We start from the raw sequence: 24,529 nt of genomic DNA, 5'->3' as shown, positions 1-24,529 counted from the left end.
AGCAGAGACAGACGTGATGCCCCTCGCTCCATCAGCGCTTCCCAGCAGGATCTCCCGCCTGCCGCGTGCTGTGCGCGAGCAGCGTGTCGCGCAGCCTGCCCTCGATGGCGGCGAGCTCCTGCTCCGCCGCCTGGCGCTTCGCGCGCCCCTCCCGCTGGATCTTGACACTCTCCTCGATGGTCGCGATGAGCTCCTCGTTGACCTTCTTGACCGTCGCGATGTCGACGACGCCGCGCTCGTTCTCCGCCGCCGTCTCGAGCGTATTTGCCTTGAGCAGCGCGGCGTTGCGCTCGAGGAGCTCGTTCGTCGTATCGCTCACGGCGCGCTGCATGTCGAGCACCTGCCGCTGCGAGGCGAGGCCGAGCGCGATGACGAGCTGATTCTTCCAGAGCGGGATCGTGCTGTAGATGGCCGTCTGCACGCGGTCGATGAGTGCCTTGTCATTGTTCTGGATCAGGCGGATCTGCGGCGCGGTCTGGATGGCGATCGTGCGGCTGAGCTTCAGGTCGTGCACCTTTTTCTCGAAACGCGCGACGCTCTGCTCGAAATCCGCGACGACCTGCACAGCCATCGGATCATGCGCCTCCGCCGCCTGCGCGCGCAGCTTCGGCAGCGTCTGCTCCTGCATCTCCCGTAGCTTCTCCTCGCCCGCCGTGATGTAGAGCTGGAGATCCTTGAAATAGGCGAGGTTCTTCTCATAGAGGCCATCGAAGAGCGCGACATCCTTCATCATCTTGAGCCGCGCCTGCTCGAGCCCCGCCTCGATGCGGCTGACCTGCGCCGAGAGCTTGTCGTAGCCCGCCTTTTTCTGCCGGACCTTCTGCGCGAGCCCACCGACGAAGGGAATCTTTTCGAGAAATCCCTTCTGCTGGGCCGCGTCATAGGCGCGCACATCCGTGACGAGGCTCGTGAGCAGCTCGCCCACAGGGCCCGCGTCCTTCGTGCGCACCTCACTGAGGATATGCTCGGAAAAGTCCGCGATCTCCTTCTGCGCGGGCGCGCCGAACGTGAGCGCCGTGCGCGTGTCCGTGAGGTCGATCTTCTCCTTGATGGACTCGACTTTCTGCCGCTCCTCGGGCGTGAGCTGCGCCACCTGCCGTGCGACGGTCTCCGCCAGGGCGGCGGGCGCCTCCGCTGGCACTGCCTCCGCTGCGTCCCCGCGCTTTGCCTTCATCAGATCCTCGAGATTGATCTCTGCCATACGTTTTCCTCCAGACTCCCCTCTCAGCAGGGGCGGTAGACCTTTTCATAGAAACGCTCGAGCGGCATGGTCGCGTAGCGGATGCCCTCGCAGAGGCCGACGATGGTCGGGATGCCCGTGCCGCAAAATGCCATGTAAAGAATGCCCATACCGATGCGCCCCTGGAAGAACTTATGCGCGCCGAACGTGCCGAGCAGGATGGCGAGCACGCTCATCACGATGCGCTGCCGCCGCACATCATCATAGAGCGGCACGGGGATGACCGTGCGCTCCTCAGGCAGGCGCCACGCGAGCCGCCTGCCGCGGCCGCAGCCTGGATGACGCTGCCACGGTGCGCCTTGCGGGGCCTGCGGCGCCGCTCCCGCTGTCTGCGGCGCACCACCCGGCGGCACTGCCTCGCCTGCCGTCTGCGCCGCTCCTGCCGCTACCGACTCGCCTGCCGTCTGCGCCGCTCCTGCCGCTACCGACTCGCCCGCCTGCGCCTGTTCCTCAGGCGAGGCCCCGTCAGCCGTCTGCGCCGCCGGCACGCGCTCGATGCCCTCCGCGTCGAGCGTCTGCTCCATCACCTTGAGCTCGGCGTCCACATCGAGGAGCTTATCGGTGAGCAGTTTTTCAAACGATGCGGTATAGACCTGGCCGAAGCTCGCGACCACCTCGCGGATGTGCCGCTTCGTCTCCTCCACCTGCGGCGTCGCGAGTCCTGTCGCCTCGAGCTCCTGGTACTCCGCCGCGAGCTGCGCGGCGCGGTCCTGATAGTAGTCGATGAATTTGCGCGCGAGCGCGATCTTCTCCGGATGCTGCCGCAGATACGCCATGATGCGCGCACTCACAGGCTGCAGCGCCGCGAGTGCGCGCGCGAGCCGCTCGTCCTTCACCGCATGACGCGCCTGTTCCACGGCGAGATAATCCCGCTGCGCCTTCTCATAGAGCTCGGTCGCGAGCGCCTGCTCCTCGGCAGGAACCGCGGCGAGCTGCTCGGCAGAGAGCGAGGCGATGCGCTCCGCCCGCGTGCGCGGCCGCCGCGCGAGAACGACGCCGGCACAGCCGATGGCCGCGAGCGTCATCCCGCCCACAGCCGCCGCGCTGCCCTGCCAGGCCGCGATGAGCGCCCCCACGAAAAACACCGCCCCCGCGATCTTCCAAACATTCATAAATGCATCCTTCCTTAGGGAGCCGCAGCTCCTCTCCTCGCCAGCATCCCATGGGACGTGCCCGCGGGCGCGTCCCTGATTGCTTCCATTCTATCACAAACATCACGCATAAACATCCATTTTCTCTTAGGGAAGCACTGATGAATGCAAGATTTTTCCACTTACTGTTGAGTGGATGAGAACATACCTTCTCCTCAGGGGGCGCCCTAGGCGCGGGCTGCCAGTGGCAGCCCCGGGACGGGGGACCGCGAAGCGGTGGAAGAGGTGTGGAAGGGCGGGGGATTGCGCCGGAAATCATCATTTCGAGGCGAAACACCTCTTCCGCCATCGCTACGCTCGGCACTCCCGGGGATGCCACTGGCATCCCGCGCTAACGCGCCCCCTGAGGGGAAGGTTAAGTGGATGCGCGATTCAACTATTAATCAGTGGTTCCTTAGGGAAACGCGCGGCAATCTTTCCGGGAGGGCAGCCTGCGCTCTCCTCTGCCCATACAAAAGCGCGGCCCCCGCCGTCTGCCGTCAGATGACGGCAGCGGGAGCCGCGCTTCTATCTGTCTCCTCACTCCGCAATGCCCGGCGTCGTCATGGCGCGCGGCGAGAGGATGCGCTCCATGCGCTCCTTCTCGAGCAGATGACGCTCCATGATGACCTGGCGGATGGGCTTGCCCGTCGTATAGGCCTCCTTCGCGAGCGCGGCGCTCTGCTCGTAGCCGATGTGCGGCAAAAGCGCCGTCACGACGCCGACGCTGCGGTCGAGCCACGCCTTGCAGCTGGCCTCGTCGGCCTCGAGATCGACGAGCAGCTTGTCGACGAAGGTGTTGACGCCGTTCGTGAGGCAGTTCAGCGCGCCGAAGAGATTGTGCGCGATCACAGGCTCCATGACATTGAGCTCGAACTGGCCGTTCTCCACGCCGAGCGTCACCGCGAGGTCATGCGCGATTGCCTGATAGCACGCCTGATCGAGCACCTCGGCAATCACGGGATTGACCTTGCCCGGCATGATGGAGGAACCGGGCTGGCGCTTCGGCAGCTTGAGTTCCGACAGGCCGCAGCGCGGGCCGCTCGCCATGAGGCGGAAGTCGTTCGCCATCTTGATGAGCACGAGCGCCGTCGCCTTGAGCGCGCCCGACATCTCGGCGAAGACATCCGTATTGTTCGTCGCGTCGATGAGGTTCTCCGCCGTCACATAGCGCTCCCCCGTGACCTCCGAGAGCTTCTCGCTCACGAGCGGAATGTACGCGGGCTCCGCGTTGAGTCCCGTGCCGATGGCCGTGCCGCCCATATTGACGACATGGAGGCTCTCCTGTGCCCGCTCGATGCGCCGCACGCCGCGCCGCACGGCGGACGCATAGGCGCCCATCTCCTGACCGAGCGTGATGGGCACGGCGTCCTGCAGATGCGTGCGTCCCATCTTGAGGATGTCCTTGTAGGCCTCCGACTTCCGCTCGAGCTCCGCTGCGAGGCGGTCGAGCGCCGCGCGCAGCCGCGCCGCTTTGCGGCTCAGGCAGACCTTGATGGCCGTAGGGAACACATCGTTCGTCGACTGCGCCATGTTCGCGTGGTTGTTCGGCGAGACGATGTCATAGCGGCCGCGCGGCTCGCCGAGCAGCTCGAGCGCGCGGTTCGAGAGCACCTCGTTCATGTTCATGTTCACCGACGTGCCCGCGCCGCCCTGGATCGGGTCGAGCGGGAACTGGTCGAGGAGCTTGCCCGCGAGGATCTCGTCCGCCGCGCGCACGAGCGCCTCGCCGATGCGGGGCGTGAGACGCCCCGTCTCCATGTTCGCAAGCGCCGCCGCTTTTTTCACTGCGGCCATCGCCTGCACGAGATCGCGGTCGATCGTCTGCCCTGTGATCTGGAAATTTTCCTTGGCGCGCAGCGTCTGCACGCCGTAGTAAGCATCGTCCGGCACCTCGAGCTCCCCGAGGAAATCATGTTCCTTCCTCATGATTCGCACCCCTTTCTATCTATAATCATCATTTATCATTTGATAATCTATCTTTACCTGTATTGTATCATGTATACAAAATACATTCAAGCTTTTTTCCACTGCCGCAGCGATTTTTTATCTTTCCAGCTCCCACAGCGCGCCGCAAAGTTATCCACAAGCCGCACTGCCCTCACACCCCCGCAAAATGCAGAAAATACAGGCCTTCTCTCCTAGTGATGCGACGGATTTCCTCCTGAAGCGTCAAAAAGGCTGTGCATAACTCAGCCCGGAAAGTGCCGAGTTTCTGCACAGCCTCATCATTTTATGCACAGTTATCCCCATGCTGTGGATAACTGTGGGGATAACTTAATAAATGGAGCGATAGATCTCCTCGATGGCCGCCTGCGTGACATCGCGCGGATTGCCCGGCGTGCAGGCGTCCGCCATCGCCGACTGCGCGAGGAACGGGATGTCCTCCTGCTTGACGCCGAGCTCCGAGAGACGGCGCGGGATGCCGACATCGTCCGCGAGCTGCTGCACCGCGTCGATCGCGGCCTGCTGATACGCCGCCTGCGTCATCGTCTCCGTGCCGGAGACCCCCATCGCCGCAGCAATCGCGCGATAGCGCTCCCCCGTCGCAGGCGCGTTGAATTTCAACACAGGCGCGAGCAGGATCGCGCAGGCCATGCCGTGCGGAATGTCATAGACAGCGGAGAGCGGGTGCGCCATTGAATGATCGATGCCGAGCCCGACGTTCGAGAAGCCCATGCCCGCGATGTACTGGCCGAGCGCCATGTTGCCGCGCGCCGCCCGATCGCCCTTGACGGAGGCGCGCAGGTTCTTCGCGATGATCTCGATGGCCTTGATGTGCATCATATCGGTGAGTTCCCAGGCGCCCTTCGTGATGAAGCCCTCGATGGCGTGCACGAGCGCGTCCATGCCCGTCGAGGCGCAGAGCTTCGGCGGCATCGACATGACCATGTCTTCATCGACGATGGCGACGACGGGGATGTCATGCGGGTCGGCGCAGACGAATTTGCGATGACGCTCGGTGTCCGTGATGACATAGTTGATTGTGACCTCGGCCGCCGTGCCGCTCGTCGTCGAGACAGCGATGATGGGGAGCGCCTTGTGCTTCGTCGGCGACGCCCCCTCGAGACTGCGCACATCAGAGAACTCCGGGTTCGTCATGATGATGGCGATGGCCTTGCTCGTGTCGATGGCGGAGCCGCCGCCGATGGCGACGATGATGTCCGCCCCCGCCGCCTTGCAGGCCGCGACGCCCTCCTGCACGTTCTCGATGGTCGGATTCGGCTTGATCTTGTCGTAGACCTCGTACGCCACGCCGCCCTCATCGAGCACTTGCGTGACCTTCGTCGCGACCTGCGCTTTCATGAGCGCGTTGTCCGTCACGACGAGCACCTTCTTCGCACCGCGGCCGCGCACCTCCGGCACGATTTCGCGGATGGCACCCGCACCGAAATACGATGTCTCATTGAGTATGATACGATTTGCCATGAAAATTCCCTCCTCATTGTCGGCTGTCTGTACAGTCTTTTGTTTTCCTGTGTTTCCTTAGTTCTCACTATAGATTTTTCTTTATTCTTTGTCAAGTATTTTATATTGTTTACCGGATACCATGCATCGATCTGCAGACATCATGCGGTCGGCCTTCCTGCAAGGGTCGCAGGGCTTCCCAGCCGGTACACTCGCGCAGCCGTCCTCGCAACGCATACTCTCTGATATCTTTTTTAAAAAAGGACAAGGATTTTTGCTGCTGACAGCGAATATACGAATATGCTAGGGCAGCCGCGCGCCAGCGCCCGCCCACATCGGATAGATATACATCAGGATGTGAACGCATCCTCCCAGGAGTCACCATGAACATCAAGACATTTTTCCTCTGCCTCATCCTCTCTCTGCTCGCCATCCTGCTGCCCGCCCCCGCGGCGGCGCCGGCCCGGGCGGAGGATGCGCACGCCGCCGTCCGCGTCGGCTGCGTCCAGCCGGACATCGCGCCGGAGCTCTCCTCTGTCATCACACAACAGCAAGCCGCCTACCTGACCGAGCTTTCCAAATATACCGACTGGAACCTCACGCCCGTCCCCGTGACTGCGGACGAAGCCATGGAAAAGCTCCTCACGGGCGAGATCGACCTCGTGCTGCCCGTCGAGCCGCACATCCACGCGACAGATACCTTCGTCGCCACGCAGCCACTCGCGCTGCGCGACCTCATCGTTCTTTACAGCCGCCCGGGCGAGGATCGCTTCTCCGCGGAGGATCTCCGGACGCTCGCCGGCGCGCGCGTCGGCACGCTCGAAGACCGCCCCGATGTCACGGCGCCCTTCGAGAATTTCTGCGCGGAAAACGGCCTCTCTCTCAAGCTCGTCCCCTACGCGACCGCAGCCGCGGCTCGCACGGCGCTCGCCAACGGCAGCATCGACCTGCTCATCGACACCGCGACAAATAACAGGCGCGACGAGACCTTCCTGCTCGCCTTCGACTCCAAGCCCATGGCCATCGCCGGACCGCGCGCGAAAGCACCGCTCATCCGCGACCTCGACGCCGCTGCCGCCGCGCTCACGCGCGAAAATCCGCTGTACGCTGCGGACTACACGCGCGATTTCCTCACAAAGACGAGTCACCTCACGCTGCATTTTTCCCCAGAGGAGACGGCACTCATCGAGTCCCTCCCGCCCCTGCGCGTCGTCCTGCCCGAGACACTCCAGACAAAAGACATCGTCCGCGAGCTCCTCGAGACGGCCGCAAAAGACAGCGGACTCCGCGTGACCTTCCTCTCCGCCGCGGACGTCGAGGCTGCGCGACTGATGATCAGCGCGGGCACAGCAGATATCATGCCGGCCTACTACACGAGCCAATCGGACACGACGGATGCCTATTACACGATGCCGCTCTTCTCCCAGGAGTTCGTCCTCATCAGCCGCAGAGACAAGGAGCCTCCGGAGAGAGGGCGGCTCGCCATCGCGGCTGTCCAGCCTGCGCTGCGTCATGCCATCGCGCAGGAGATGCCCGGCTGGCAGCTCGACGAGACGAACGACGACCAGCATGCCCTCTCCGCCGTCACCTACCGCCGCGCCGACCTCGCGCTCTGCCCGCTCGATGCCTTGCAGGCGACACGCCTCCTCATCCTCTCCCCCGAGCTCGCGCCGACGCAGAAGCCAATCACCATCCGCACGAGCCTTTGTGTCTCCGCCCATCAGCCGCGCCTGCTGCAGGCCATCCTCAACAAGGCCATCCTGCGCCTCGACCCGCAGGTGAAGAGCCGCATCCTCCTGCGCCATGAGACGAACGCCCCGCGCAAGGTCAGCCTCAGCTATCTCCTTTCCTTCTACCCCCTGCAGATCGGCCTGCTCTTGGGACTCTTCCTGCTCCTCATCGCCATCATCATCTTCATGCAGAAGATCATCCAGCGCCGCGCGCTCGAGGCCCGGCAGCAGCGCGCCATAGAGACCTACCGCTATCAGGCGGAAACGGACGCGCTCACCGGCGTCTACAATAAAGCGGCCATCGAGAGCCTCATCCGGAAATATCTTCTCATCCCGCCCGCAGCTGGCGCCTGCCATGCACTCATCATCGCCGATCTCGACCACTTCAAGGAAGCCAACGACAGCTGCGGACACCAGTTCGGCGATGCGCTGCTCGCCGCCTTTGCCGCCAGGCTACGCGCCATCGTGCGCACACAGGACCTCGTCGGCAGGTTCGGCGGCGATGAGTTCCTGCTGCTGCTCGTCAATGCGCCGCGCGCCTCCCTGCCCACTGTCGCGACGCGCATCAACGACGCCGCGCGCCGCGTCGACCAAGAGACGAGCGCCAGGGACGCGGCCTGGAGCGCGGCGCAGCGCCCGCCCCTCTCCACAAGCATCGGCATCGCCATCACAGTGCAGGCGACAGCTGACTACGACCAGCTCTTCGCCGCGGCGGATCGCGCACTCTACCATGTCAAGCAGCATGGACGCATGAGCTGGGCCATCGCAGACGAGTATTCGGACAATCGCTCAGAGAATGATGATGGATGAAGGAAACACTGATGAAATGAAGTGCCCTGGATTTGCGCGGATGCGCTGTATCTCCCTAGGAGACAAACCGGAGGCGCAGCGGCAAAACGCTCCATCGCGTTTTGTGCTGAGGATTGTCGAGGGCGGGAGGACAACGCAGACGCGTGAAGACGGAGTGCCGAATGAATCAGTGATTCCTTAAGTTCCTGGGAGCTCTCGTCTCATAAAGAATTTTTCTGCTTTTATTGGAAAAGCTATATCCAAAGTGCTACAATAACGATAGATATATACTGGGAAATTGTAATTTTGATATCATATTGTGACAGGAGCTGCTGCCATCTCCAGCAGTTCCGAAAGAATGTGGGGATATTATGAAACAGCTGATCTTCTACCTCGAGAACGAACGCACCCTGCCGGGCATCATCCGTGCGGCGACACAGGAGCTCGCGTCGTTCAGCGCCGCGCCGCGCACGACGCTCATCACCGTCTTTTCCGCAAACTGGAACGAACCATCCCTCGAGCGGACCTTTACCGAGGTGAACAGCGCCTTCCCCGATGCCATTCTCCTCGGCAGCCGGGTGCCGCGCATCATCCACGGCGGACACCTATCACCCGTCGGCACGGTGATTTCCTTCACCTTCTTCGCCTCTGCGCAGCTGCGCCTCTCTCTCTTCGACGCGATGGAGGACCGTCCCGGTGCCTTTGCGCACGCACTGAGCCGCCAGCTCTACGAGACACCGGACGCGCGCGCCCTCTTCCTGCTCGCGGCGGGCAGCGGCTACAACCTCTGGGACTTCCTGCGCGAGCTCTCTGCCGCGCCGCGCACGCTCACCATCTTCGGCGGGCTGACCGATGACGGCCTGCACCCGGAAAGCTCGACGCTCTATACGCGGGACAGGCACTGCCGCGCGGGCATCGCCTGCCTGACCTTCCTCGGCGAGGATCTCTCCGTCAAGGAAGACATCAGCTTCGGCTGGCAGCCGCTCGGCTGCTCGCTGACCGTCACAGGGATTGCAGATCCGACGACGCTCACCTCGCTTGATGACCGGCCGGCAGGCGAGATCTACGAGCGCTATCTCGACATCCACGCGGGCGAGCACTTCCTGCGCGAAGCACTGACCTTCCCCTTTGCCTTAGAGCGCGATGGCATGACGCTGCTGCGCCATCCGCAGGCACTCTACGAGAACGGCTCCGTGAAGTTCGGCGCCGACTTCCATCTCGGCGAAGTCCTGCACCTCACCTACGGCGACCCAGTGCGCATCCTCGAGAAGACGCAGGAGACGCGTCCGCTCATCCGCGAATTCTGTCCGGACGCCCTCTTCATCACGAGCTGCCTCGCGCGCCAGATGCTCCTCGGCAGCGACACGCCCAAGGAGCTCCGAAGCTGCCAGGGACTCGCCCCCGCCATCGGCTTCTACGCCTACGGCGAGTTCGTGCGCCACGGCGGCAGCGTCCTACTCTCGAACATGACGCTCTTGACCATCGCCATGCGCGAGGGCGCGCCGAACGATGCGGTCAGGAAACGCCGCTTGCCACGCCTCGAAACCATCGAACGCCCTGCGGCGCTCTCGCACATGGCGCACTTCATCGAGGCGACGAGCCACGACCTCTCGCTGCTCAATGAGAAGCTCCAGTACCAGGCGAGCCGCGACAGCCTCACAGGCCTGCGCAACCGCGGTGAGACCGAGCGCCTGCTGCTCGCCTGCCTCAACGAGACGCGTGCCATCCATCAGCCTCTCACCATCCTCCTGCTCGACCTCGACGACTTCAAGCACATCAACGACTGCTACGGCCACGCGACAGGCGACATCGCGCTCCGGACCATCGCCAACATCCTGCGCCGCCTGCTGCGCGCAACTGACATCATCGGCCGCTGGGGCGGCGATGAATTCCTCATCGTGCTGCCCAACACCACAGCCCCCATCGCGAGCAACATCGGCAAGCGCATCGAAGCCGAGAGCAAACAGCCGCACGACATCGGCGGCAAAGAGATCACCCTCTCTCTGAGCATCGGCATCACCAGTGCCAGGGAAACCGACAGCACAGAGACCATCTTCCAGCGCGCAGATCGCGCGCTCTACCTCGCCAAGGCCATCCCTGGCAAAGGCAGCCTCTTCCAGATGGAAGAATGACAGCCGCAAAGCAAAAAGCCTGTACATGAGCATCGAAATCTCATGTACAGGCTTTCTTATTTCAGAAACCACTGGCTGCGATGGAGGGCGCCCTGCCGTGCCCCCCTGGAACACCCCATTTCTCCAGCATCACCTCATCCAAGGAATCACTGGTTTCTCAGGCTCTGCCGCCGCACTTCCTCAATGCAGTTTTTTCTTCCGTTTCTCACTACAGGCCGGGCAGATACCGTAGAGATAAATCTGCCGTCCGGTGATCTCGTAGCCCGTCGATACCGCCGCCTGCGAGAGGAGGCTCGTATCGTTGAGCACCGGCACGTCATCCACACGGCCGCAGGAGAGGCAGCGCACATGCGGATGACTCTCGACATTCGCATCGTAACGGAACGACTCCTCACCGACATTGAGTTCCTGTGCCAGTCCGACTGTGCAAAGAATATCGAGCGTCTTGTATACCGTCGCGAGACTCATCGTCGGATAATGCGGCACGAGCTCGCGGTAAAGCATATCGGCGTTCGGGTGTGCCGTCGTGTGGGAAAGGGCGTCGTAGATTGCCAGCCGCTGCGGCGTCGCCTTGAACCCCTTGCTGCGCAGCACCCCTGTCACCTCTGCACCTGAAAGCATGCTTCCACCTTCTTCCAAATTCGATAATAACAATTATTTGTTGATAGTAGTATAGTGTATTTAGACCGAGATGTCAAGGTGATGGCCGCCGCTTTTTCAGAGGCGGCAGTAGGAACCTGCCGGAAGCAGCTCCGCCTGCCATACGCTTTCGCGTGATAACGGCAGGCGCAATCAACGCGAGACGCACACCAGGCTCCCCAACAGCACACACGGTACTGCGGGGAGCCTGATAATATCATCAAAGCATTTTTAAGGAACCGCTGATTAATTCGGCACTCCGTCTTCGCGCGTCTGCACTGTCCTCTCTTCGTCGACAAACCCTCAGCACAAAACGCGATGGAGCGTTTTGCCGCTACGCTTCTGGTTTGTCTCCTAGAGAGATACAGCGCATCCACGCAAATCCGGAGCACCTCATTTAATCAGTGCTTCCTTAAAATTACTCAGCAAAGAGCTCCGTCGAGAGATAGCGGTCGCCCGTATCCGGCAGCAGGGCGACGATGTTCTTGCCCGCGAACTCCGGACGCTTCGCGAGTTCGATGGCAGCCGCGAGCGCCGCGCCAGAGGAAATGCCGACGAGGACGCCCTCGATATGCGAGAACTGGCGGCCATATTTGAACGCATCCTCGTTCGGCACGGCGATGACCTCATCGTAGATCTTCGTGTCGAGCGTCTCCGGCACGAAGCCCGCGCCGATGCCCTGGATCTTGTGCGGGCCGGCCTGGCCCTTCGAGAGCACGGGGCTCGTCGCCGGCTCGACGGCGACGACATGCACGCTCGCATCCTGCTTCTTGAGATAACGGCCGACACCCGTCAGCGTGCCGCCCGTGCCGACGCCCGCGATGAACGCCGCGACCTCGCCGTCCGCGTCCTCCCAGATCTCCGGGCCCGTCGTCGCCTCATGCGCCGCCGGATTCGCCTGGTTCGTGAACTGCGAGGGGATGAACGAATGCGGCGTCGCCTGCGCGAGCTCCTCCGCCTTTGCGATGGCGCCCTTCATGCCCTTGCTGCCGTCCGTGAGGACGATCTCCGCACCGTAGGCCTTGAGCAAATTGCGGCGCTCGACGCTCATCGTCTCCGGCATCGTGAGGATGGCGCGGTAGCCGCGGGACGCCGCGACCGAGGCGAGGCCGATGCCCGTGTTGCCGGACGTCGGCTCGATGATGACGCTGCCCGGCTTGAGCTTGCCCTCCTTCTCCGCCTGGTCGATCATCGCCTTCGCGATGCGGTCCTTGACAGAGCCAGCCGGGTTGAAATACTCCAGCTTGACGAGGATGTTCGCCTTGAGGTCGTTCGCCTTAATGAAACGATTGGCCTTGAGCAGCGGCGTATGGCCGATGAGCTCCGTAACGTTGTTGTAAATCTTACCCATGAGAGATTCCTCCTTGCCGATGGTCGTCCGGCTGCGCCGTGTTATTGCATATATGATTAATATGTTTACATCATAGCGCAGAGCTTCCTGCTTGTCAACCCCTTTGCACAAAAAGAACACCCCCCCTGCATATCATAGAGCGGCGTTGGAATCCTGCCGACAAAACGACAGTGTGGAGACGGAAATCCCCGGGTGCCGGCGGCAAGGTCGCGGATAAAAACTCCTCGTCCCGCAGGACCGATGCCTGAAAAGGGAAAGCTATGCCCTGAATATGAAAAAGATAGGCGACGAAAGAACATGACAACCTCGCACGATGAAAAACGTCACCTGCCGTGATTCCTATCATTTCCATGTACTTATACAAATGAGGGGATAGCGAGATGACGCTTTGGTATCATCGTAATGTTCTCAGTGCAAGCGCTTCCTTGCCTCCGGCCTTTGCTCCAACGGGATTTTTCCGTCAATACGTGCAGAGCATTCTGCTTCGAGCCACGCAAAGACATCTGTTACCTTCTTCAAGGCAATTTGCTATTCTTTCGATTTCTCGCACTTGTAGATAATTTTTCCTATCGTTGTGTTCATAGCAAAATTTCCTCTCTGTATAAACGATGCTTGACAATTCGCTGCAAAAGCTAATTGCGGCTTATCCAGTCACAAACTGAATTTATAAAGTCCACTTTTTTCTTACATTGCGGATGACCTATTCGTAGCACATTAATTTTCAAATCATCAAGTTCAGCCTCGGCCTCCAGCCAAGGCATATTTCTCTTGCCAATTTTCTTTTTTTCGTCCACTTCTTTGCGAAAAGCATCAAATACTTTTGGTATATAATTATCGTAATCTGTATGCGTATAAAAAATTACATGCGTAGGTTTTATAACCGTGATTTCATTAGCTAAAACCTTCTTTTTTATAATACAGTTCTCCTTCATATTCTTTGATGTCGTGTCATTGCCATCAGAGTTGTTACATTTGACAAAGTTTGTAAAAGATATATATTCTGGAGAATCGTCCCCGAATATTCGTGATGTGATTTCAGCAGTATAGGACCAATACGCCCAATTTTTCCGATTACGCCACAACTTTCGGCCATCATCAAAAGCCTCTATGAATTTATTTTCATCTTTATATTCTTGAAATCCGCGCGCATTTTTACCTACAAACAATATACGTTTTGTTTGTAAATGAAACCTATCACCCACAAACCAACAGCTTACAGGTTTAGAAAGTTTCTCATTCTTCTCATTACAAATAGAGCATTCATAGCAACTACCTAGATGAATATCAGTGTACATATCAATTATACTTTGCTCCAAATTGTTATGAGTTGGCATTTCAACACATCCTTTCCATATAGCTCCAAAAACAAAAATGTTCTTCAATCAATTCACAGAAGAATCTTCAAGCAGAAGCATACGGTAAAGCACATATTCAACCGCATGCGCCTTTGGGAATAAATACCTTACCATATTCTCAAATACATATTCAACCCACTGATCAGGTCTGTTCTTCTCACCTGGAGAATGCTCTCCGGCTGGCACGCCTCTACCTTTCCTTACAGATTCCATTATCTTCCACGCGGTCTCTTTGTCTTTATGATGACGCATATAATATTCAAATACATCATCCCTGAATGCCGGTATTGCAGCAGATCTGTAACCGAAGTCTTCACAGAGCCTTTTTGTTTTTTCATTCCAGGGGCCGGTAGAATGTATTAGTCCGTAGTCATATATCAGATCTTCAAAATTCAGAGGAGCGGGGACTTCCAGTTCTTCTGCATAATCAATCTTCAATATATCCCTCCAATGATCTACTGAATCACGGATCTCAGTTTCGGACGGACAATGTTCATTTATCTTCTCAGGGATATCATTCATCATATAGTCTATCTCTTTATTTCCAAAATGCTCTACATTATCGGCGATCCCTGCACGCATAGTGACTTGACTTTCGCTTGCGCACAAATCATTTATCTCATTATTAAGCCTTTCTTTCAGTTTTACCGGAATTCTTACAGCAAAAGACATTTTTCTATCGCCGTACCTCCATAGCGTCTGCCAGGGTATGTTGTGTCCATCTCCAATCAATTCATTTCCGCAATCACATTTTTCTATTTCCTGCTTAGTTATGCAGAATCTGTCGAAGCCATCTCCTGAAAGCACTCCAAAATATGTCTTATGGCATTTCGGGCAGTACAGGTGAGGAGGCAACGGATTTCCTCTTGTGATTCCAAGAAGATACAGGATAAACGAGGATCCCACGCTTCCTGCCACCCAGTATGGGCTGCCATTTTCCTTTACCCAGTTTATGATGTTAATAAATGACACAAATTCTGCCAGAGAACCAGAGCTCTCTATTGCTTCTTTTTCTTCTTCTGTCCGCTTTGTAATAACATGATCAGGATTTGTTCCATATTTTTCCCGAAGGGCTTCCTGTATCCTGCTTTCGAGTTCTTTGACTAACATTTTTGCATTTTCCCTCTAAATTCGTAGCACATTAATTTTCAAATCATCAAGCTCAGCCTCGTCCTCCAGTCAAGGCATATTTCAAATCATATCAGTTATCAGTCCGAAAGTAAGTCGCATAGCGAGACGCGTATCAAGCTCTGCTATTTCTTCTGGCTTGGCTTTTGCTGTCACCACTAGCTGATGCCCATCATCACGCATTTTCATAATCACATTACTCAATACTTGCTGCGCATCAAGTAAAGCTGCGACATCCTCGATATCGTCTATGAGCAATGCATCGAGTTTTTCATACTGCCTGCAGAGATTATTCAACGAATCATCTCGTCTGGCTTTATCTGTATGTTCGACAAATTTCTTCCCGCTCGTATAAAGTACCTTCAGTGCAGGGTTATGTTTCTCCATTTCATTGCCGATGACCTGCAGCAGATACGTCTTTCCTACTCCAGTATCGCCATAAATGTACAACGGATTATACACCACACCTGGTCCCTCCACCACCGATTGGGCCGCTGCTATAGCAAAAATGTTTCTGGCCTTCATGCTAGTAAAAGTGCACCCCAGATTTCTCGGCTCGGCCATTAATTGCTCATTTCCTGTTGATACAGCCTTCTCACTCATACTATTACTCCTCTTATCATTACATCTCTTAATAAAAAAGGAACCTCTCACTTAGCTCTATCAGCTTCGCCTCGGCGCCGTCATAAGAATGGTTTTTATCTTTGTCGATATACAACTGTACCCTGTCATTCTTCACACATTGCATTATCTCGCTATAACGATATGATGGATCGCGCGTGCTGAATACGGTGGTTATTGATTCGCCGGTAAATTGCTCGAATCCGGCCTTGCTCTTGTGCCAGTTTATCATGAGCGGCATATTTATGAGCAGAGCCCGGCTGACGATATCGTAGCGATATAAACATACCGCGCCTTCGAATGCGCCTTTTGACATGCCGAAAAAATATACTGGCACATCACGGCCGAGATACGTACGATAGCGCGAGACGATTTCCATTGCTTGCTTCATTTCAGTCTCTACTTGCGGCATAGAGCCTGTAGTCACCGTGAAAGCAGCAAAGCCATACATCTCCTGTGCATGGCGGACAAGATGCAGATATTTGTCTCCCCGCCCGCGAATACTGCCACCTGCTCCGGTCTTTATGAGCAGTATACCATGCTCGCCATAGATGGCACCGACATCCATTTCCTGGTAATGAAAGGCTTCATCATAGCTTAGCATTTGTACCTTTTTCAATTATGAAATGATCTCCTTGTATGTAAATAACGCACTTACTTTCCAGTTTTCAATCAATTCCAGTCCCCAATATAGATTCCCTTCTGCTTAGCATACGGTTTTGATGTCTCCCAAAGCGCCTTGCCGAATGCGTCTTTCGCAATGGCAGTTCCCCCTTCCCACCTGCCGGTCACCTTATTCAACGAGTAATAGTATATCCTATCATTCTCATCAGCGAAGGCATAGAAATCATTAGCCCTCCATAATTCCCCTGTGCTGTGCTTTACCGTCGCCGTACGTACCGTATAGATCGTATTGCTATACTCCCGCCCCTTCTGTATAGAATCCGTGCTAAAATATACATCTGCATCGCTAAATGAATAGAACCAAACATCTTCTGCCGCAGCTGGTCTGATAACAGCCAGCTGACTCAGCAAGCAAAACAAGAATGCCATCATCGTCAGCGTCATAATCCGTTTCATTACAATGACCTCCTTCAAAGCGTAACAACTGCTCTTACGGTTCCCTGATGCCTATTTCCTCTCTCAGGGATATCCCTTAAATATCACGCATCATACCACCTCAGAATCTCGCTCAGATATTCCCACATCTCCTGCACGGCCCACTCGGGGCTCAGGAGCCGGACCCCTTTGCCGAGACCGACGAGCCATGCGTAGAACTGTCGGCTGATGACGATATCGCGTATGGTGGCCTCGCAGTGATATTGGTCGACAGGGTGAATGAATATATCCGTGCCGAAACGATCGAACAGCACACCTGCGAATTGGTTTTTGAGACGCAGCTTCACCGTCTCCCGCTTCCCTGTGAACATGCCGAAGCTGTGCTGAGCATAGGTGACGATGCCGCATTGTTCGTAGAGCTCGCGGCCTTCGCGCTTGGTGTTATCAAGGACCTTTACATTGGCAATCTTATCAACACGATAGTTTTTAAGCATGTTGTCTTTCACGTCATGTGCCACGAGGTAGTAGCAACCATCGTCCCAGACAAGGCTCCACGGGCTCAGCCGCAGCGGATTTCCTCCGCGCGGCACCAGCTTTTTGTCTATCGTCCACCACATGTAGGTGACCTCTACCTGACAGTTATTCCGCATCGCGAGGCTCAGCGCATCCACCTGCGCATAGAGGCTCTCGTTCATCGACTTCACACGACTGGTGACGTGAATGTCGCGCCAGAGCTGCTCAGCCCGATAGCGGCTCGTGAGCGCGCCGAGCTTCGCAATCAGCACCTGCGACTTTTTCCGGCTTATGAAGCGAGAGGAGCCGACCGCATCAACGAGCAAATGCAGTTCGGGCTCGGTCAGGAATGGTTGCAGCGTTCTTTCTTCCTCCCACCCCGTCTTGAGCTCCTGCAGCGAATCTTTCCCCGCATCACGCTTACAAGGCGTGAGATCATTGTAGTAGCGCGTAGTATTGTCCTCACGCCGCTCACGGATATCAAAGGGCCGGAACACGCCGCCCATTCCTTCGAGGCGGAATTCGCTCAGCACACGGAAATCATCGTATAGAGTCTTACGATCCGCCGTGATATCATATTTGGCGAGCCGCTCCTGTATCTCCCGCAACGTCAGCCGATGGTCGCGGTCGGTCTCGCGCAGCATGACCTTCGCGAGATAAAGCAGCCGCAGCTTCTGCCTGTCACTACGCCGCTTACGCCTGACTCCAGATATATCATCTTTTTCCATAAGATGTCACCTCTATCTCCCATACCATTCATCTCTATGCTCATAGTATATCGCAGCAGCAGTCCATTCAATTCCACTCACACTAAATCTATGTAAAAATCGATGCTGTGAAAAAATCGATCCTTAAAAGAATACGAGCCCCACATGCCCAAGTGAGGATGCAGAACTCGTATTGTAAAATGCAGCTATATGAAAAACCGATGGAAGTACCGTTTAGATAAGGACCGATGATTTTGCCAGTGCTTTTCCCGACGAAAACGAGCATACAGTTTTTCGCAGAGAGGAATTGACAAGCTCTGCCCGCTTCTGTATCATAAATATAAGTCATATATATACGATAGGAAATGGAGGCACTCCCATGAAGATTTCGGCCAAGGGACGCTACGGCCTGGCAGCCATGACATATCTGGCACGCAACTACGCCGCAGGCGCACCCGTCACCATCATCTCGATTTCGGAGAAGCTCGGCATCTCGAAGATCTACCTCGAGCAGGTCTTCTCCCTGCTCAAGCGCGCGCGGCTCGTGAACTCCATCAAGGGCTCGCAGGGTGGCTACCAGCTCTCCCGCGCACCGCGCGAGATCACGGCCTACGACATCCTCTCCGCCATCGAGCTCTCCCTCATGGAGAAAGCCGCGCCCGCCGCGCCGGAGAAGATGCCCGAGCTCGACCACGCCCTCGACGCGCGCGTCTACACGCCGCTCGACAACGCGATCAAGAAGAGCCTCGAGAGCGTCACGCTCGACACCATCCTCACGGCCATCGATGAGGAAAAAGACGCCGCGAGCCTCATGTACTTCATCTAACCTTGCGCTACTGGCGCGAAAAGCGGACCGCATCGCCTTGCTGTCCGCTCTTTCTCTGCATGAAAATATATCATTTTTATAAAAAATGGCGTATTTTCGAGAAAACGTTATCCCAAGCGTCCTGGTTCGTCCGCACTCACGGGAAGCAGGAATTCTATCCTTCCTGCGTACTTAACAAATCAGCTGATTTTTTGTATAATCAGTAAGAGTTAGCGGAGATCTGATGCTTCTGCTAGCCGCCCAGCGACGATGACACAAGGATGTTTGGAGGTGTTTTCCATGCTGGTTGATCACATCCGCGTCGTGATCGAGAACGGGACCTTTTCTGCGGAAGATGCCGCATTTTATATTCGGGAGCTCAAAAAATCGTTGAAAAATCTCACTCTGAAAAAAGTTTCGATGTCCCGCACCGACGCATATCTCGATCTTCGTTATTCCTTTAACGAAATTCCTTTGGAGAGGATCCGCAGAATCCCGCTGAAGAAACTGCGTGAGGAACGCGTCGTCGGCAATTGACCTGCGGCATCCCAGCGTTTCTGAGAAAAGAGCCGTAGAGAGCCTTGTGGCTGTCTGCGGCTCTTTTTCCTGTCTGCAGAAAGACAGGCAACCTGTGTATGCCTGCTCCGCCTTCCCTGCGCCATCGCTTCGCTCATATCGATAATTTGTACTTATTGATATAGAATAATTTATGATTTTACATTTTCGTTCTTTCCCTCTATAATGACGACTGTATCGACAGACAAGAACGGAAGCGCGGATTCATCCAGCGCTCCTAAAGGAGGAACATCCATGACATCTACGATTTCCCTGCGCGGCATTCCACGCCTCGGCGTCGGCTTCCTGGTCACGCTGCTCTGCTCGCTCGCCGGCTACGCGCTCGCGAAGCTGCCGGGCTTTTCCCTCATCGGCCAGCTCGTCCTCGCGCTGCTCCTCGGCATGGCGCTGCAATTCGTGCGCCCGCTCACGCACGCTGCGCAGCGGAGCACGCCATTCATCGCGAACAAGTTCCTGCGCGCCGGCATCATCCTGCTCGGATTCAAGCTCAACCTCGTCATTCTCATGAGCGCGGGGCTCCACAGCCTCACGGCCGCCGTCCTCGTCGTCGCGGTCATGATCACGCTGAACTACATCGTCGCACGACTCTTCCACGTGCGCCATACGCTCGCGCTCCTCACGGCCTGCGGCTGCAGCATCTGCGGCGCGGCGGCTGTCATGGGCGTCTCGAGCGCCGTGCGTTCAAAGACGGACGAGTCCGTGCTCGCCGTCGCCATCGTCGCGATCCTCGGCACGGTCTTCACGCTCATCGAGGTCGGCCTCCAGCCCGTCCTCGGCTTCTCTCCCGAGCAGTTCGGCGTGCTCGCGGGACTCAGCCTGCATGAGATCGCCCATGCCGTCGCCGCCGGCGGCAGTGCGGGCATGGTGGGCACGGACAGCGCCATCATCGCAAAGCTTTCCCGCGTCCTGCTGCTCGCGCCCGTCGCCGTCATCATCGGCCTCATCGAGGCGCGCCGCCACAGGGATGCGGAGGCGGGCTTCTCCGTGCCCATTCCCTGGTTCATGGGCGGCTTCCTGCTCGCGAGCGCGCTCGGCAGCTACCTCCCCGTACTCGCCGCCGCCATCCCCTCCTTTGTCCAGCTCGCCTATCTCCTGCTCGGCATGGCGATGGCGGCGCTCGGGCTCAACGTCAATTTCGGCGTGATCCTGCGCGAGGGCTTCCGCCCGCTCGCGTCGGCCACCATCTGCTCCTTCGTGCTGCTCGGCCTCGCGCTCTCCCTCGTGCACTTCTGGTTCTGACCTACTCTCCCTCTGAGATAAAAACGCCCGCCACGGCTTACACTTTGATCGATCCCCCATATGGGACACCCCGTATGGAGGATCGATCAGCCGTGACGGGCGTTTTCGCCTGCCTGTATTTTGATCGCCTGCCGCGTTCCGTGCATGGTTGCCGGGCGCACGCGCATCGCTCGCTATGCCTTCACCGCCCAGCGCAGTTTCGTCGAGTGGGCGCGGCTGTTGCGGTAGCACTCCTCGCGGCTCGGACGGATGACATGCGGCGCGATGGCCTGATAGACGCCAGCGCGATGATACGCCTGGAACGCTTTCTTGACGATGCGGTCCTCCCCGGAGTGGAACGTGAGGATGGCCGCGCGGCCGCCGGGCGCGAGCGCGTCCGGCAGTTTCTCCATGAACTCATAGAGCACCTCGTACTCGTGGTTCACATCGATGCGCAACGCCTGGAACACGCGGGCGCTGCTCTTCTTCACAGCGAGCCGCTTTTCCTCAGGCGTCGTGCCCTTTGGGAAATGGACGCGCGCCGCGAGCGCGTGCGCCACGGCCTCATGGAGCGCGCGTGTCGTCCCGATGCGGACGCCGCGCCGCTCCTCGGCCGCGATCTCCCGCGCGATCTCCGCCGCGTACGGCTCGTCGGCGTTCTCTATGAGCATGCCCTCGATCTCCTCGCGCGCCATCTCCGCGAGCCGCTCGGCGGCAGAGATGCCGGCCGCGGGGTTGAGCCGCAGGTCGAGCGGGCCGTCCTCCTTGTAGGTGAAGCCGCGCGCGGGATCGTCGAGCTGCATGGAGGAGACGCCGAGATCCGCGAGCACGAAGTCGAACGAGCCGACTTCCGCCGCGAGCGTGTCAATCGCGCAGAAATTCATCGGCCGGAACGACCAGACGTCCTCTCCGTAGCCCTGTGCGCGCAGGCGCGCGACCGTCTTTGCCGACTCGATGGGATCGACGTCCCCGCTGTAAAGATGCCCCCGCCCCGCGAGCTTTTCGAGCATCGCGCGCGTGTGTCCGCCGTAGCCGAGCGTCGCGTCGAAGCCGCGCTCTCCGGGCTTGATCGCGAGCACCGCGAGGATCTCCTCCACCATGATGGGGATGTGCATGCCCGCGGGCGTGTTCCCCTTCGCGATGACATGCGCGATTTCCGCGCCGTACTTCTCCGGCTGCTGTTCCTTGTACTTCTCCTCGAAGCGGCGCGGATACTTGCCGCTGTAATGGACGCGGCGGCGGTGCGTCCCCGCCGCCTGCGGCGCTTTCTCCTGCCCCATCTCAGACACCGAAATGCTTCGCGAGCGACACCGCGATGCCGTCCTCGTTGTTGCTCAGCGTGACCTCGTCCGCCATCGCCTTGAGCTCCTCGCAGGCGTTGCCCATCGCGACGCCGTAGCCCGCGAAGTCGAGCATGCTCATGTCGTTCTGCGCGTCGCCGAACGCCATGACCTCAGCAGGCGCGATGCCGAGGCGCTCGCAGACGCGGCGCAGCGACTCCGACTTCGAGACGCCCTTCGCCGTACCTTCGTAGAACCACGGCGCGCTCTGCACGAAATCCATCTCCTCCGTGAAGCCCTCGCGGATGTAGGGCAGGAGCGGCACGAGTGTCTCGTTCTGCGCGGCCGTGAGGATCTTCGCCGGGGAGACGCCCTGCGCCTCGACGGCATCCGCGATGTTATCGACGATCTCCACCGCCATGTTGTTGTTGCGGCTCTCGTCCTGCACCTTGTAGTTATAGGCGCAGGTCGTGAGGATCGCCTTGCCGTTGTCGACGACCGGCGAGACGGAGAACTTCTCGAGATGGCGCAGGAAGCGCACGGCGAGCGCGTTCGGCAGGCTCTTGTCGAAAAGGATCTCGTGCGTCGTCGCATCCTCGATGCGCCCGCCGTTGTACGAGAGCAGGAGGCCGTGATGCTTCGCGAGGTCGAGTGCCTCCGCCTCGCGCTGGAGGCCAGGCGCCTGGCGGCCCGAGGCGAGCACTACCGTCACGCCCTGCGCCTGCACCTTGAGCAGCGCCTCGCGCGTCTTCGGCGTGATTTCCTTCGCGTCATTGTTGAGCGTACCGTCGAGATCGAGCGCGATCATCTTATATTTCTGTTCCATACCGTCATCCTTTCTCCCAATGAACCATTCTTTCCCCATCTTAGCGGACAAGGGGAAAAAGGTCAAGAAACTGCTGCTGAAATACGCAGCACATGGGCCCGTCAGGCTACGCAAAATGGAACGCAGCGCTACGCGTTTCAAAATCTCCTTGCCAGGATGCGACACCTCGCACGCATCGGCGCAACAAAAAGGCCAGGCCCCATCGGACCTGACCTTGCAGACACGACTCGCTCAGGCGCGCGTGCCGTGCACCTCGAGATGGCGCACCTCGCGCACGCGGTTTTTCTCATCCACGAGCACGACCGTCGGACGGTTGGCCGCCGCCTCCTCCTGCGTGAAGAGCGCGTACGCCATGATGATGACGATATCCCCCGGCTGTGCGAGCCGCGCCGCCGCGCCGTTGAGGCAGATGACGCCCGAGCCGCGCGGCCCCGGAATCACATACGTCTCGAGACGCGCGCCGTTGTTGTTGTCCACGACCTGCACGCGCTCGTTCGCGAGAATGCCCGCGGCCTCCATGAGCGCCTCGTCGATCGTGATGCTGCCCATATAGGCGAGATTGGCCTCCGTCACCGTCGCGCAGTGAATCTTCCCCTTGAGCATCGAGAGCATCATTTCGCCGCTCCTTTCTCCGCTGACGGCGTGAAAATCACATTGTCGATGAGACGCGTCTTGCCGATGTAGACGGCGATGGCGAGCAGCGACGTCTCCGTGACTTCCGCGACCGGCTGCAGCGCGGGAAATGTATAGAGATCCACGTAATCCACACGCGCGAGCGGCTCCGTCGCGAGCTCCGCACGCGTGATCTCCTTCAGGCGCTCCGCCGAGCGCTCCCCGCCGTCGAAGGCAGCCTTTGCCTTGCGCAGGCTGCGCGAGAGCACGAGGGCCGCCTTGCGCTCCGCAGGCGAGAGATAGACGTTGCGCGAGCTGCGCGCAAGGCCGCTCTCCTCGCGGCAGATCGGCACCATCACGACCTCCACGGGGAGATTGAGATCAGCCACGAAGCGACGCACGACCGCGACCTGCTGCGCATCCTTCTGCCCGAAAAACGCGCGGTCGGCGCGCGTGAGATTCATGAGCTTCGTCACCACCGTCGCCACGCCGCGGAAATGACCGGGACGGCGCGCGCCGCAGAGCACCTTCGTGATATCAGACTCCACATTCACATACGTGCCGTATCCCTCAGGATACATCTCTTCGGGCGCTGGATGAAAGACCGCGTCGACGCCCTCCGCCTCGAGCTTCTCGCAATCCGCCGCAAACTGGCGCGGATACTTCTCATAATCTTCATTCGGACCGAACTGCACGGGATTCACGAACACCGACGCGATGACCACATCGCACGACGCGCGCGCCGCGCGGCAAAGCGTCATGTGCCCCTCATGCAGCGCTCCCATCGTCGGGCAGAGACCGATGCGCTTGCCTGCCGCTTTCATTTCCTTGCTGTACGCCTGTACTTCCGCGACTGTCGTCATGACCTTCAGACTCATGGAAAGACCCCTTTTCTCCTGGCAGCCCCTGTGGCCTGCCTATTCAAACATCACCTCGCAAATATAGATAAAAGGCCTGCGGCAAAAGCCGCAGGCGCATACTCATCCCTCGCAGGCACAAGAAAAAGCGCCGTCCCGTTCTCTTGATACAGGCGGCAGATTCCATGCCCAGAAACTCCCGAAAAGTATAACCCGCCAAGCGGTGTTATCTAGATTTGCTTGCCTCCATCCTAGCATATTTCACTGCAAAAGGCAATTCGTCTCATATTACCCACAGGCGATTGTGAATTATCTGGGAGGAGGCAGCTAAACGTATGCATATTTTCCAATCCGCAGGCAATTCCTGCAGCAGGCAACAGCATGCTGCCATGCACAGGATCGTATCTGCAACAACAAAAAAGCCATGCAATATTTTGCATGGCTTCCTTGACTAGCGGCTTCCTATCCTCCCAGCCCGTCACCAGGCAAGTACTTTCGGCGTATATGTGCTTAACTACTGTGTTCGGTATGGGAACAGGTGGAACCACATAGC

Annotated in this window: 21 protein-coding genes and 1 rRNA gene; 5 read left to right on the top strand and 17 right to left on the bottom strand. The window is 58.2% G+C overall.

Annotation, left to right across the window (positions count from 1 at the left end; all coding sequences use genetic code 11):
• Positions 1 to 31: 31 nt before the first annotated feature.
• The 4 genes from F599_RS0109595 to fucO all read right to left on the bottom strand — a co-directional run bounded on the left by F599_RS0109595 (position 32) and on the right by fucO (position 5,799).
• On the bottom strand, positions 32 to 1,201 hold the full coding sequence (locus F599_RS0109595) for a toxic anion resistance protein (protein WP_019543314.1): 1,170 nt from the start codon (positions 1,199 to 1,201) through the stop codon (positions 32 to 34).
• A 23-nt stretch (positions 1,202 to 1,224) separates the two neighbouring features.
• Entirely contained in the window at positions 1,225 to 2,352 is a 1,128-nt protein-coding gene (locus F599_RS15370; protein WP_019543313.1) for a 5-bromo-4-chloroindolyl phosphate hydrolysis family protein, read from the bottom strand.
• Positions 2,353 to 2,910: 558 nt separating this feature from the next.
• Positions 2,911 to 4,299, bottom strand: a complete 1,389-nt coding sequence (locus tag F599_RS0109580) for an aspartate ammonia-lyase (protein ID WP_019543312.1) — start codon at positions 4,297 to 4,299, stop codon at positions 2,911 to 2,913.
• Positions 4,300 to 4,647: 348 nt separating this feature from the next.
• Complete coding sequence (fucO, locus tag F599_RS0109575) at positions 4,648 to 5,799, bottom strand: lactaldehyde reductase (protein ID WP_019543311.1); 1,152 nt, start codon at positions 5,797 to 5,799, stop codon at positions 4,648 to 4,650.
• Positions 5,800 to 6,161: 362 nt separating this feature from the next.
• Between fucO and F599_RS0109570 the strand changes: the two genes are divergently transcribed.
• Both F599_RS0109570 and F599_RS0109565 read left to right on the top strand, forming a co-directional pair.
• Positions 6,162 to 8,318, top strand: coding sequence for a transporter substrate-binding domain-containing diguanylate cyclase (locus tag F599_RS0109570; RefSeq protein WP_019543310.1), 2,157 nt, complete (start codon positions 6,162 to 6,164; stop codon positions 8,316 to 8,318).
• A 350-nt stretch (positions 8,319 to 8,668) separates the two neighbouring features.
• Entirely contained in the window at positions 8,669 to 10,429 is a 1,761-nt protein-coding gene (locus F599_RS0109565) for a sensor domain-containing diguanylate cyclase (protein WP_019543309.1), read from the top strand.
• A gap of 180 nt (positions 10,430 to 10,609) precedes the next feature.
• Here F599_RS0109565 and perR read toward each other — a convergent pair whose 3' ends face one another.
• The 8 genes from perR to F599_RS14060 form a co-directional block, all read right to left on the bottom strand.
• A complete protein-coding gene (gene perR, locus F599_RS0109560) occupies positions 10,610 to 11,050 on the bottom strand; it encodes a transcriptional regulator PerR (RefSeq protein ID WP_019543308.1) in 441 nt (146 codons plus the stop codon).
• A 436-nt stretch (positions 11,051 to 11,486) separates the two neighbouring features.
• Positions 11,487 to 12,419 carry a cysteine synthase A gene (cysK, locus tag F599_RS0109555; RefSeq protein ID WP_019543307.1) on the bottom strand — a complete coding sequence of 311 codons (933 nt, stop codon included), beginning with the start codon at positions 12,417 to 12,419 and terminating at the stop codon, positions 11,487 to 11,489.
• A 632-nt stretch (positions 12,420 to 13,051) separates the two neighbouring features.
• Positions 13,052 to 13,753 (bottom strand): hypothetical protein, encoded by a 702-nt coding sequence (locus F599_RS14070; protein WP_019543306.1) that lies wholly within the window; start codon positions 13,751 to 13,753, stop codon positions 13,052 to 13,054.
• A 48-nt stretch (positions 13,754 to 13,801) separates the two neighbouring features.
• Positions 13,802 to 14,884: a hypothetical protein gene (locus F599_RS14065; RefSeq protein ID WP_020700561.1), complete on the bottom strand. Its 1,083-nt coding sequence runs from the start codon at positions 14,882 to 14,884 to the stop codon at positions 13,802 to 13,804.
• An 81-nt stretch (positions 14,885 to 14,965) separates the two neighbouring features.
• Positions 14,966 to 15,505 carry a DnaA ATPase domain-containing protein gene (locus F599_RS0109540; RefSeq protein WP_020700560.1) on the bottom strand — a complete coding sequence of 180 codons (540 nt, stop codon included), beginning with the start codon at positions 15,503 to 15,505 and terminating at the stop codon, positions 14,966 to 14,968.
• 28 nt (positions 15,506 to 15,533) lie between these two features.
• Positions 15,534 to 16,142 (bottom strand): hypothetical protein, encoded by a 609-nt coding sequence (locus F599_RS0109535; RefSeq protein ID WP_019543303.1) that lies wholly within the window; start codon positions 16,140 to 16,142, stop codon positions 15,534 to 15,536.
• Positions 16,143 to 16,195: 53 nt separating this feature from the next.
• On the bottom strand, positions 16,196 to 16,603 hold the full coding sequence (locus F599_RS0109530) for a hypothetical protein (protein WP_019543302.1): 408 nt from the start codon (positions 16,601 to 16,603) through the stop codon (positions 16,196 to 16,198).
• An 83-nt stretch (positions 16,604 to 16,686) separates the two neighbouring features.
• Positions 16,687 to 17,823 carry a helix-turn-helix transcriptional regulator gene (locus F599_RS14060; protein WP_019543301.1) on the bottom strand — a complete coding sequence of 379 codons (1,137 nt, stop codon included), beginning with the start codon at positions 17,821 to 17,823 and terminating at the stop codon, positions 16,687 to 16,689.
• Between the two features lie 358 nt (positions 17,824 to 18,181).
• Here F599_RS14060 and F599_RS0109520 point away from each other — a divergent pair, with 358 nt between their 5' ends.
• The 3 genes from F599_RS0109520 to F599_RS0109510 all read left to right on the top strand — a co-directional run bounded on the left by F599_RS0109520 (position 18,182) and on the right by F599_RS0109510 (position 20,422).
• Positions 18,182 to 18,628: an RrF2 family transcriptional regulator gene (locus F599_RS0109520; RefSeq protein ID WP_019543300.1), complete on the top strand. Its 447-nt coding sequence runs from the start codon at positions 18,182 to 18,184 to the stop codon at positions 18,626 to 18,628.
• A gap of 279 nt (positions 18,629 to 18,907) precedes the next feature.
• The gene (locus tag F599_RS0109515) at positions 18,908 to 19,144 is read left to right on the top strand and encodes a hypothetical protein (protein ID WP_019543299.1); all 237 of its coding nucleotides are present in this window, start codon (positions 18,908 to 18,910) and stop codon (positions 19,142 to 19,144) included.
• A 273-nt stretch (positions 19,145 to 19,417) separates the two neighbouring features.
• On the top strand, positions 19,418 to 20,422 hold the full coding sequence (locus tag F599_RS0109510) for a YeiH family protein (RefSeq protein ID WP_019543298.1): 1,005 nt from the start codon (positions 19,418 to 19,420) through the stop codon (positions 20,420 to 20,422).
• Positions 20,423 to 20,595: 173 nt separating this feature from the next.
• Here F599_RS0109510 and rsmH read toward each other — a convergent pair whose 3' ends face one another.
• The 5 genes from rsmH to rrf form a co-directional block, all read right to left on the bottom strand.
• The gene (gene rsmH / locus F599_RS0109505) at positions 20,596 to 21,681 is read right to left on the bottom strand and encodes a 16S rRNA (cytosine(1402)-N(4))-methyltransferase RsmH (RefSeq protein ID WP_019543297.1); all 1,086 of its coding nucleotides are present in this window, start codon (positions 21,679 to 21,681) and stop codon (positions 20,596 to 20,598) included.
• A gap of 1 nt (position 21,682) precedes the next feature.
• Positions 21,683 to 22,507, bottom strand: coding sequence for a Cof-type HAD-IIB family hydrolase (locus F599_RS0109500; protein WP_019543296.1), 825 nt, complete (start codon positions 22,505 to 22,507; stop codon positions 21,683 to 21,685).
• A gap of 231 nt (positions 22,508 to 22,738) precedes the next feature.
• Positions 22,739 to 23,122, bottom strand: a complete 384-nt coding sequence (panD, locus tag F599_RS0109495) for an aspartate 1-decarboxylase (RefSeq protein ID WP_019543295.1) — start codon at positions 23,120 to 23,122, stop codon at positions 22,739 to 22,741.
• On the bottom strand, positions 23,119 to 23,997 hold the full coding sequence (panC, locus tag F599_RS0109490; RefSeq protein ID WP_019543294.1) for a pantoate--beta-alanine ligase: 879 nt from the start codon (positions 23,995 to 23,997) through the stop codon (positions 23,119 to 23,121). Before panC ends, panD begins: the two co-directional genes overlap by 4 nt.
• A 428-nt stretch (positions 23,998 to 24,425) precedes the next feature.
• A 5S ribosomal RNA gene (gene rrf, locus F599_RS0109485) occupies positions 24,426 to 24,529 on the bottom strand; the annotation flags it as partial.

Origin of the sequence: Selenomonas bovis DSM 23594, assembly GCF_000381005.1 — a bacterium.
In the GTDB taxonomy this organism is placed as follows: domain Bacteria; phylum Bacillota; class Negativicutes; order Selenomonadales; family Selenomonadaceae; genus Selenomonas_C; species Selenomonas_C bovis.
Note: the sequence above shows the minus strand (reverse complement) of the source record. Positions and strands in the feature narration are given on the sequence as shown.

Coding starts and splice junctions, on each gene's coding strand:
- F599_RS0109595 (WP_019543314.1), bottom strand. CDS start 1,201: ATGGCAGAGATCAATCTCGAGGATCTGATGAAGGCAAAGCGCGGGGAC.
- F599_RS15370 (WP_019543313.1), bottom strand. CDS start 2,352: ATGAATGTTTGGAAGATCGCGGGGGCGGTGTTTTTCGTGGGGGCGCTC.
- F599_RS0109580 (WP_019543312.1), bottom strand. CDS start 4,299: ATGAGGAAGGAACATGATTTCCTCGGGGAGCTCGAGGTGCCGGACGAT.
- fucO (WP_019543311.1), bottom strand. CDS start 5,799: ATGGCAAATCGTATCATACTCAATGAGACATCGTATTTCGGTGCGGGT.
- F599_RS0109570 (WP_019543310.1), top strand. CDS start 6,162: ATGAACATCAAGACATTTTTCCTCTGCCTCATCCTCTCTCTGCTCGCC.
- F599_RS0109565 (WP_019543309.1), top strand. CDS start 8,669: ATGAAACAGCTGATCTTCTACCTCGAGAACGAACGCACCCTGCCGGGC.
- perR (WP_019543308.1), bottom strand. CDS start 11,050: ATGCTTTCAGGTGCAGAGGTGACAGGGGTGCTGCGCAGCAAGGGGTTC.
- cysK (WP_019543307.1), bottom strand. CDS start 12,419: ATGGGTAAGATTTACAACAACGTTACGGAGCTCATCGGCCATACGCCG.
- F599_RS14070 (WP_019543306.1), bottom strand. CDS start 13,753: ATGCCAACTCATAACAATTTGGAGCAAAGTATAATTGATATGTACACT.
- F599_RS14065 (WP_020700561.1), bottom strand. CDS start 14,884: ATGTTAGTCAAAGAACTCGAAAGCAGGATACAGGAAGCCCTTCGGGAA.
- F599_RS0109540 (WP_020700560.1), bottom strand. CDS start 15,505: ATGAGTGAGAAGGCTGTATCAACAGGAAATGAGCAATTAATGGCCGAG.
- F599_RS0109530 (WP_019543302.1), bottom strand. CDS start 16,603: ATGAAACGGATTATGACGCTGACGATGATGGCATTCTTGTTTTGCTTG.
- F599_RS14060 (WP_019543301.1), bottom strand. CDS start 17,823: ATGGAAAAAGATGATATATCTGGAGTCAGGCGTAAGCGGCGTAGTGAC.
- F599_RS0109520 (WP_019543300.1), top strand. CDS start 18,182: ATGAAGATTTCGGCCAAGGGACGCTACGGCCTGGCAGCCATGACATAT.
- F599_RS0109515 (WP_019543299.1), top strand. CDS start 18,908: ATGCTGGTTGATCACATCCGCGTCGTGATCGAGAACGGGACCTTTTCT.
- F599_RS0109510 (WP_019543298.1), top strand. CDS start 19,418: ATGACATCTACGATTTCCCTGCGCGGCATTCCACGCCTCGGCGTCGGC.
- rsmH (WP_019543297.1), bottom strand. CDS start 21,681: ATGGGGCAGGAGAAAGCGCCGCAGGCGGCGGGGACGCACCGCCGCCGC.
- F599_RS0109500 (WP_019543296.1), bottom strand. CDS start 22,507: ATGGAACAGAAATATAAGATGATCGCGCTCGATCTCGACGGTACGCTC.
- panD (WP_019543295.1), bottom strand. CDS start 23,122: ATGATGCTCTCGATGCTCAAGGGGAAGATTCACTGCGCGACGGTGACG.
- panC (WP_019543294.1), bottom strand. CDS start 23,997: ATGAGTCTGAAGGTCATGACGACAGTCGCGGAAGTACAGGCGTACAGC.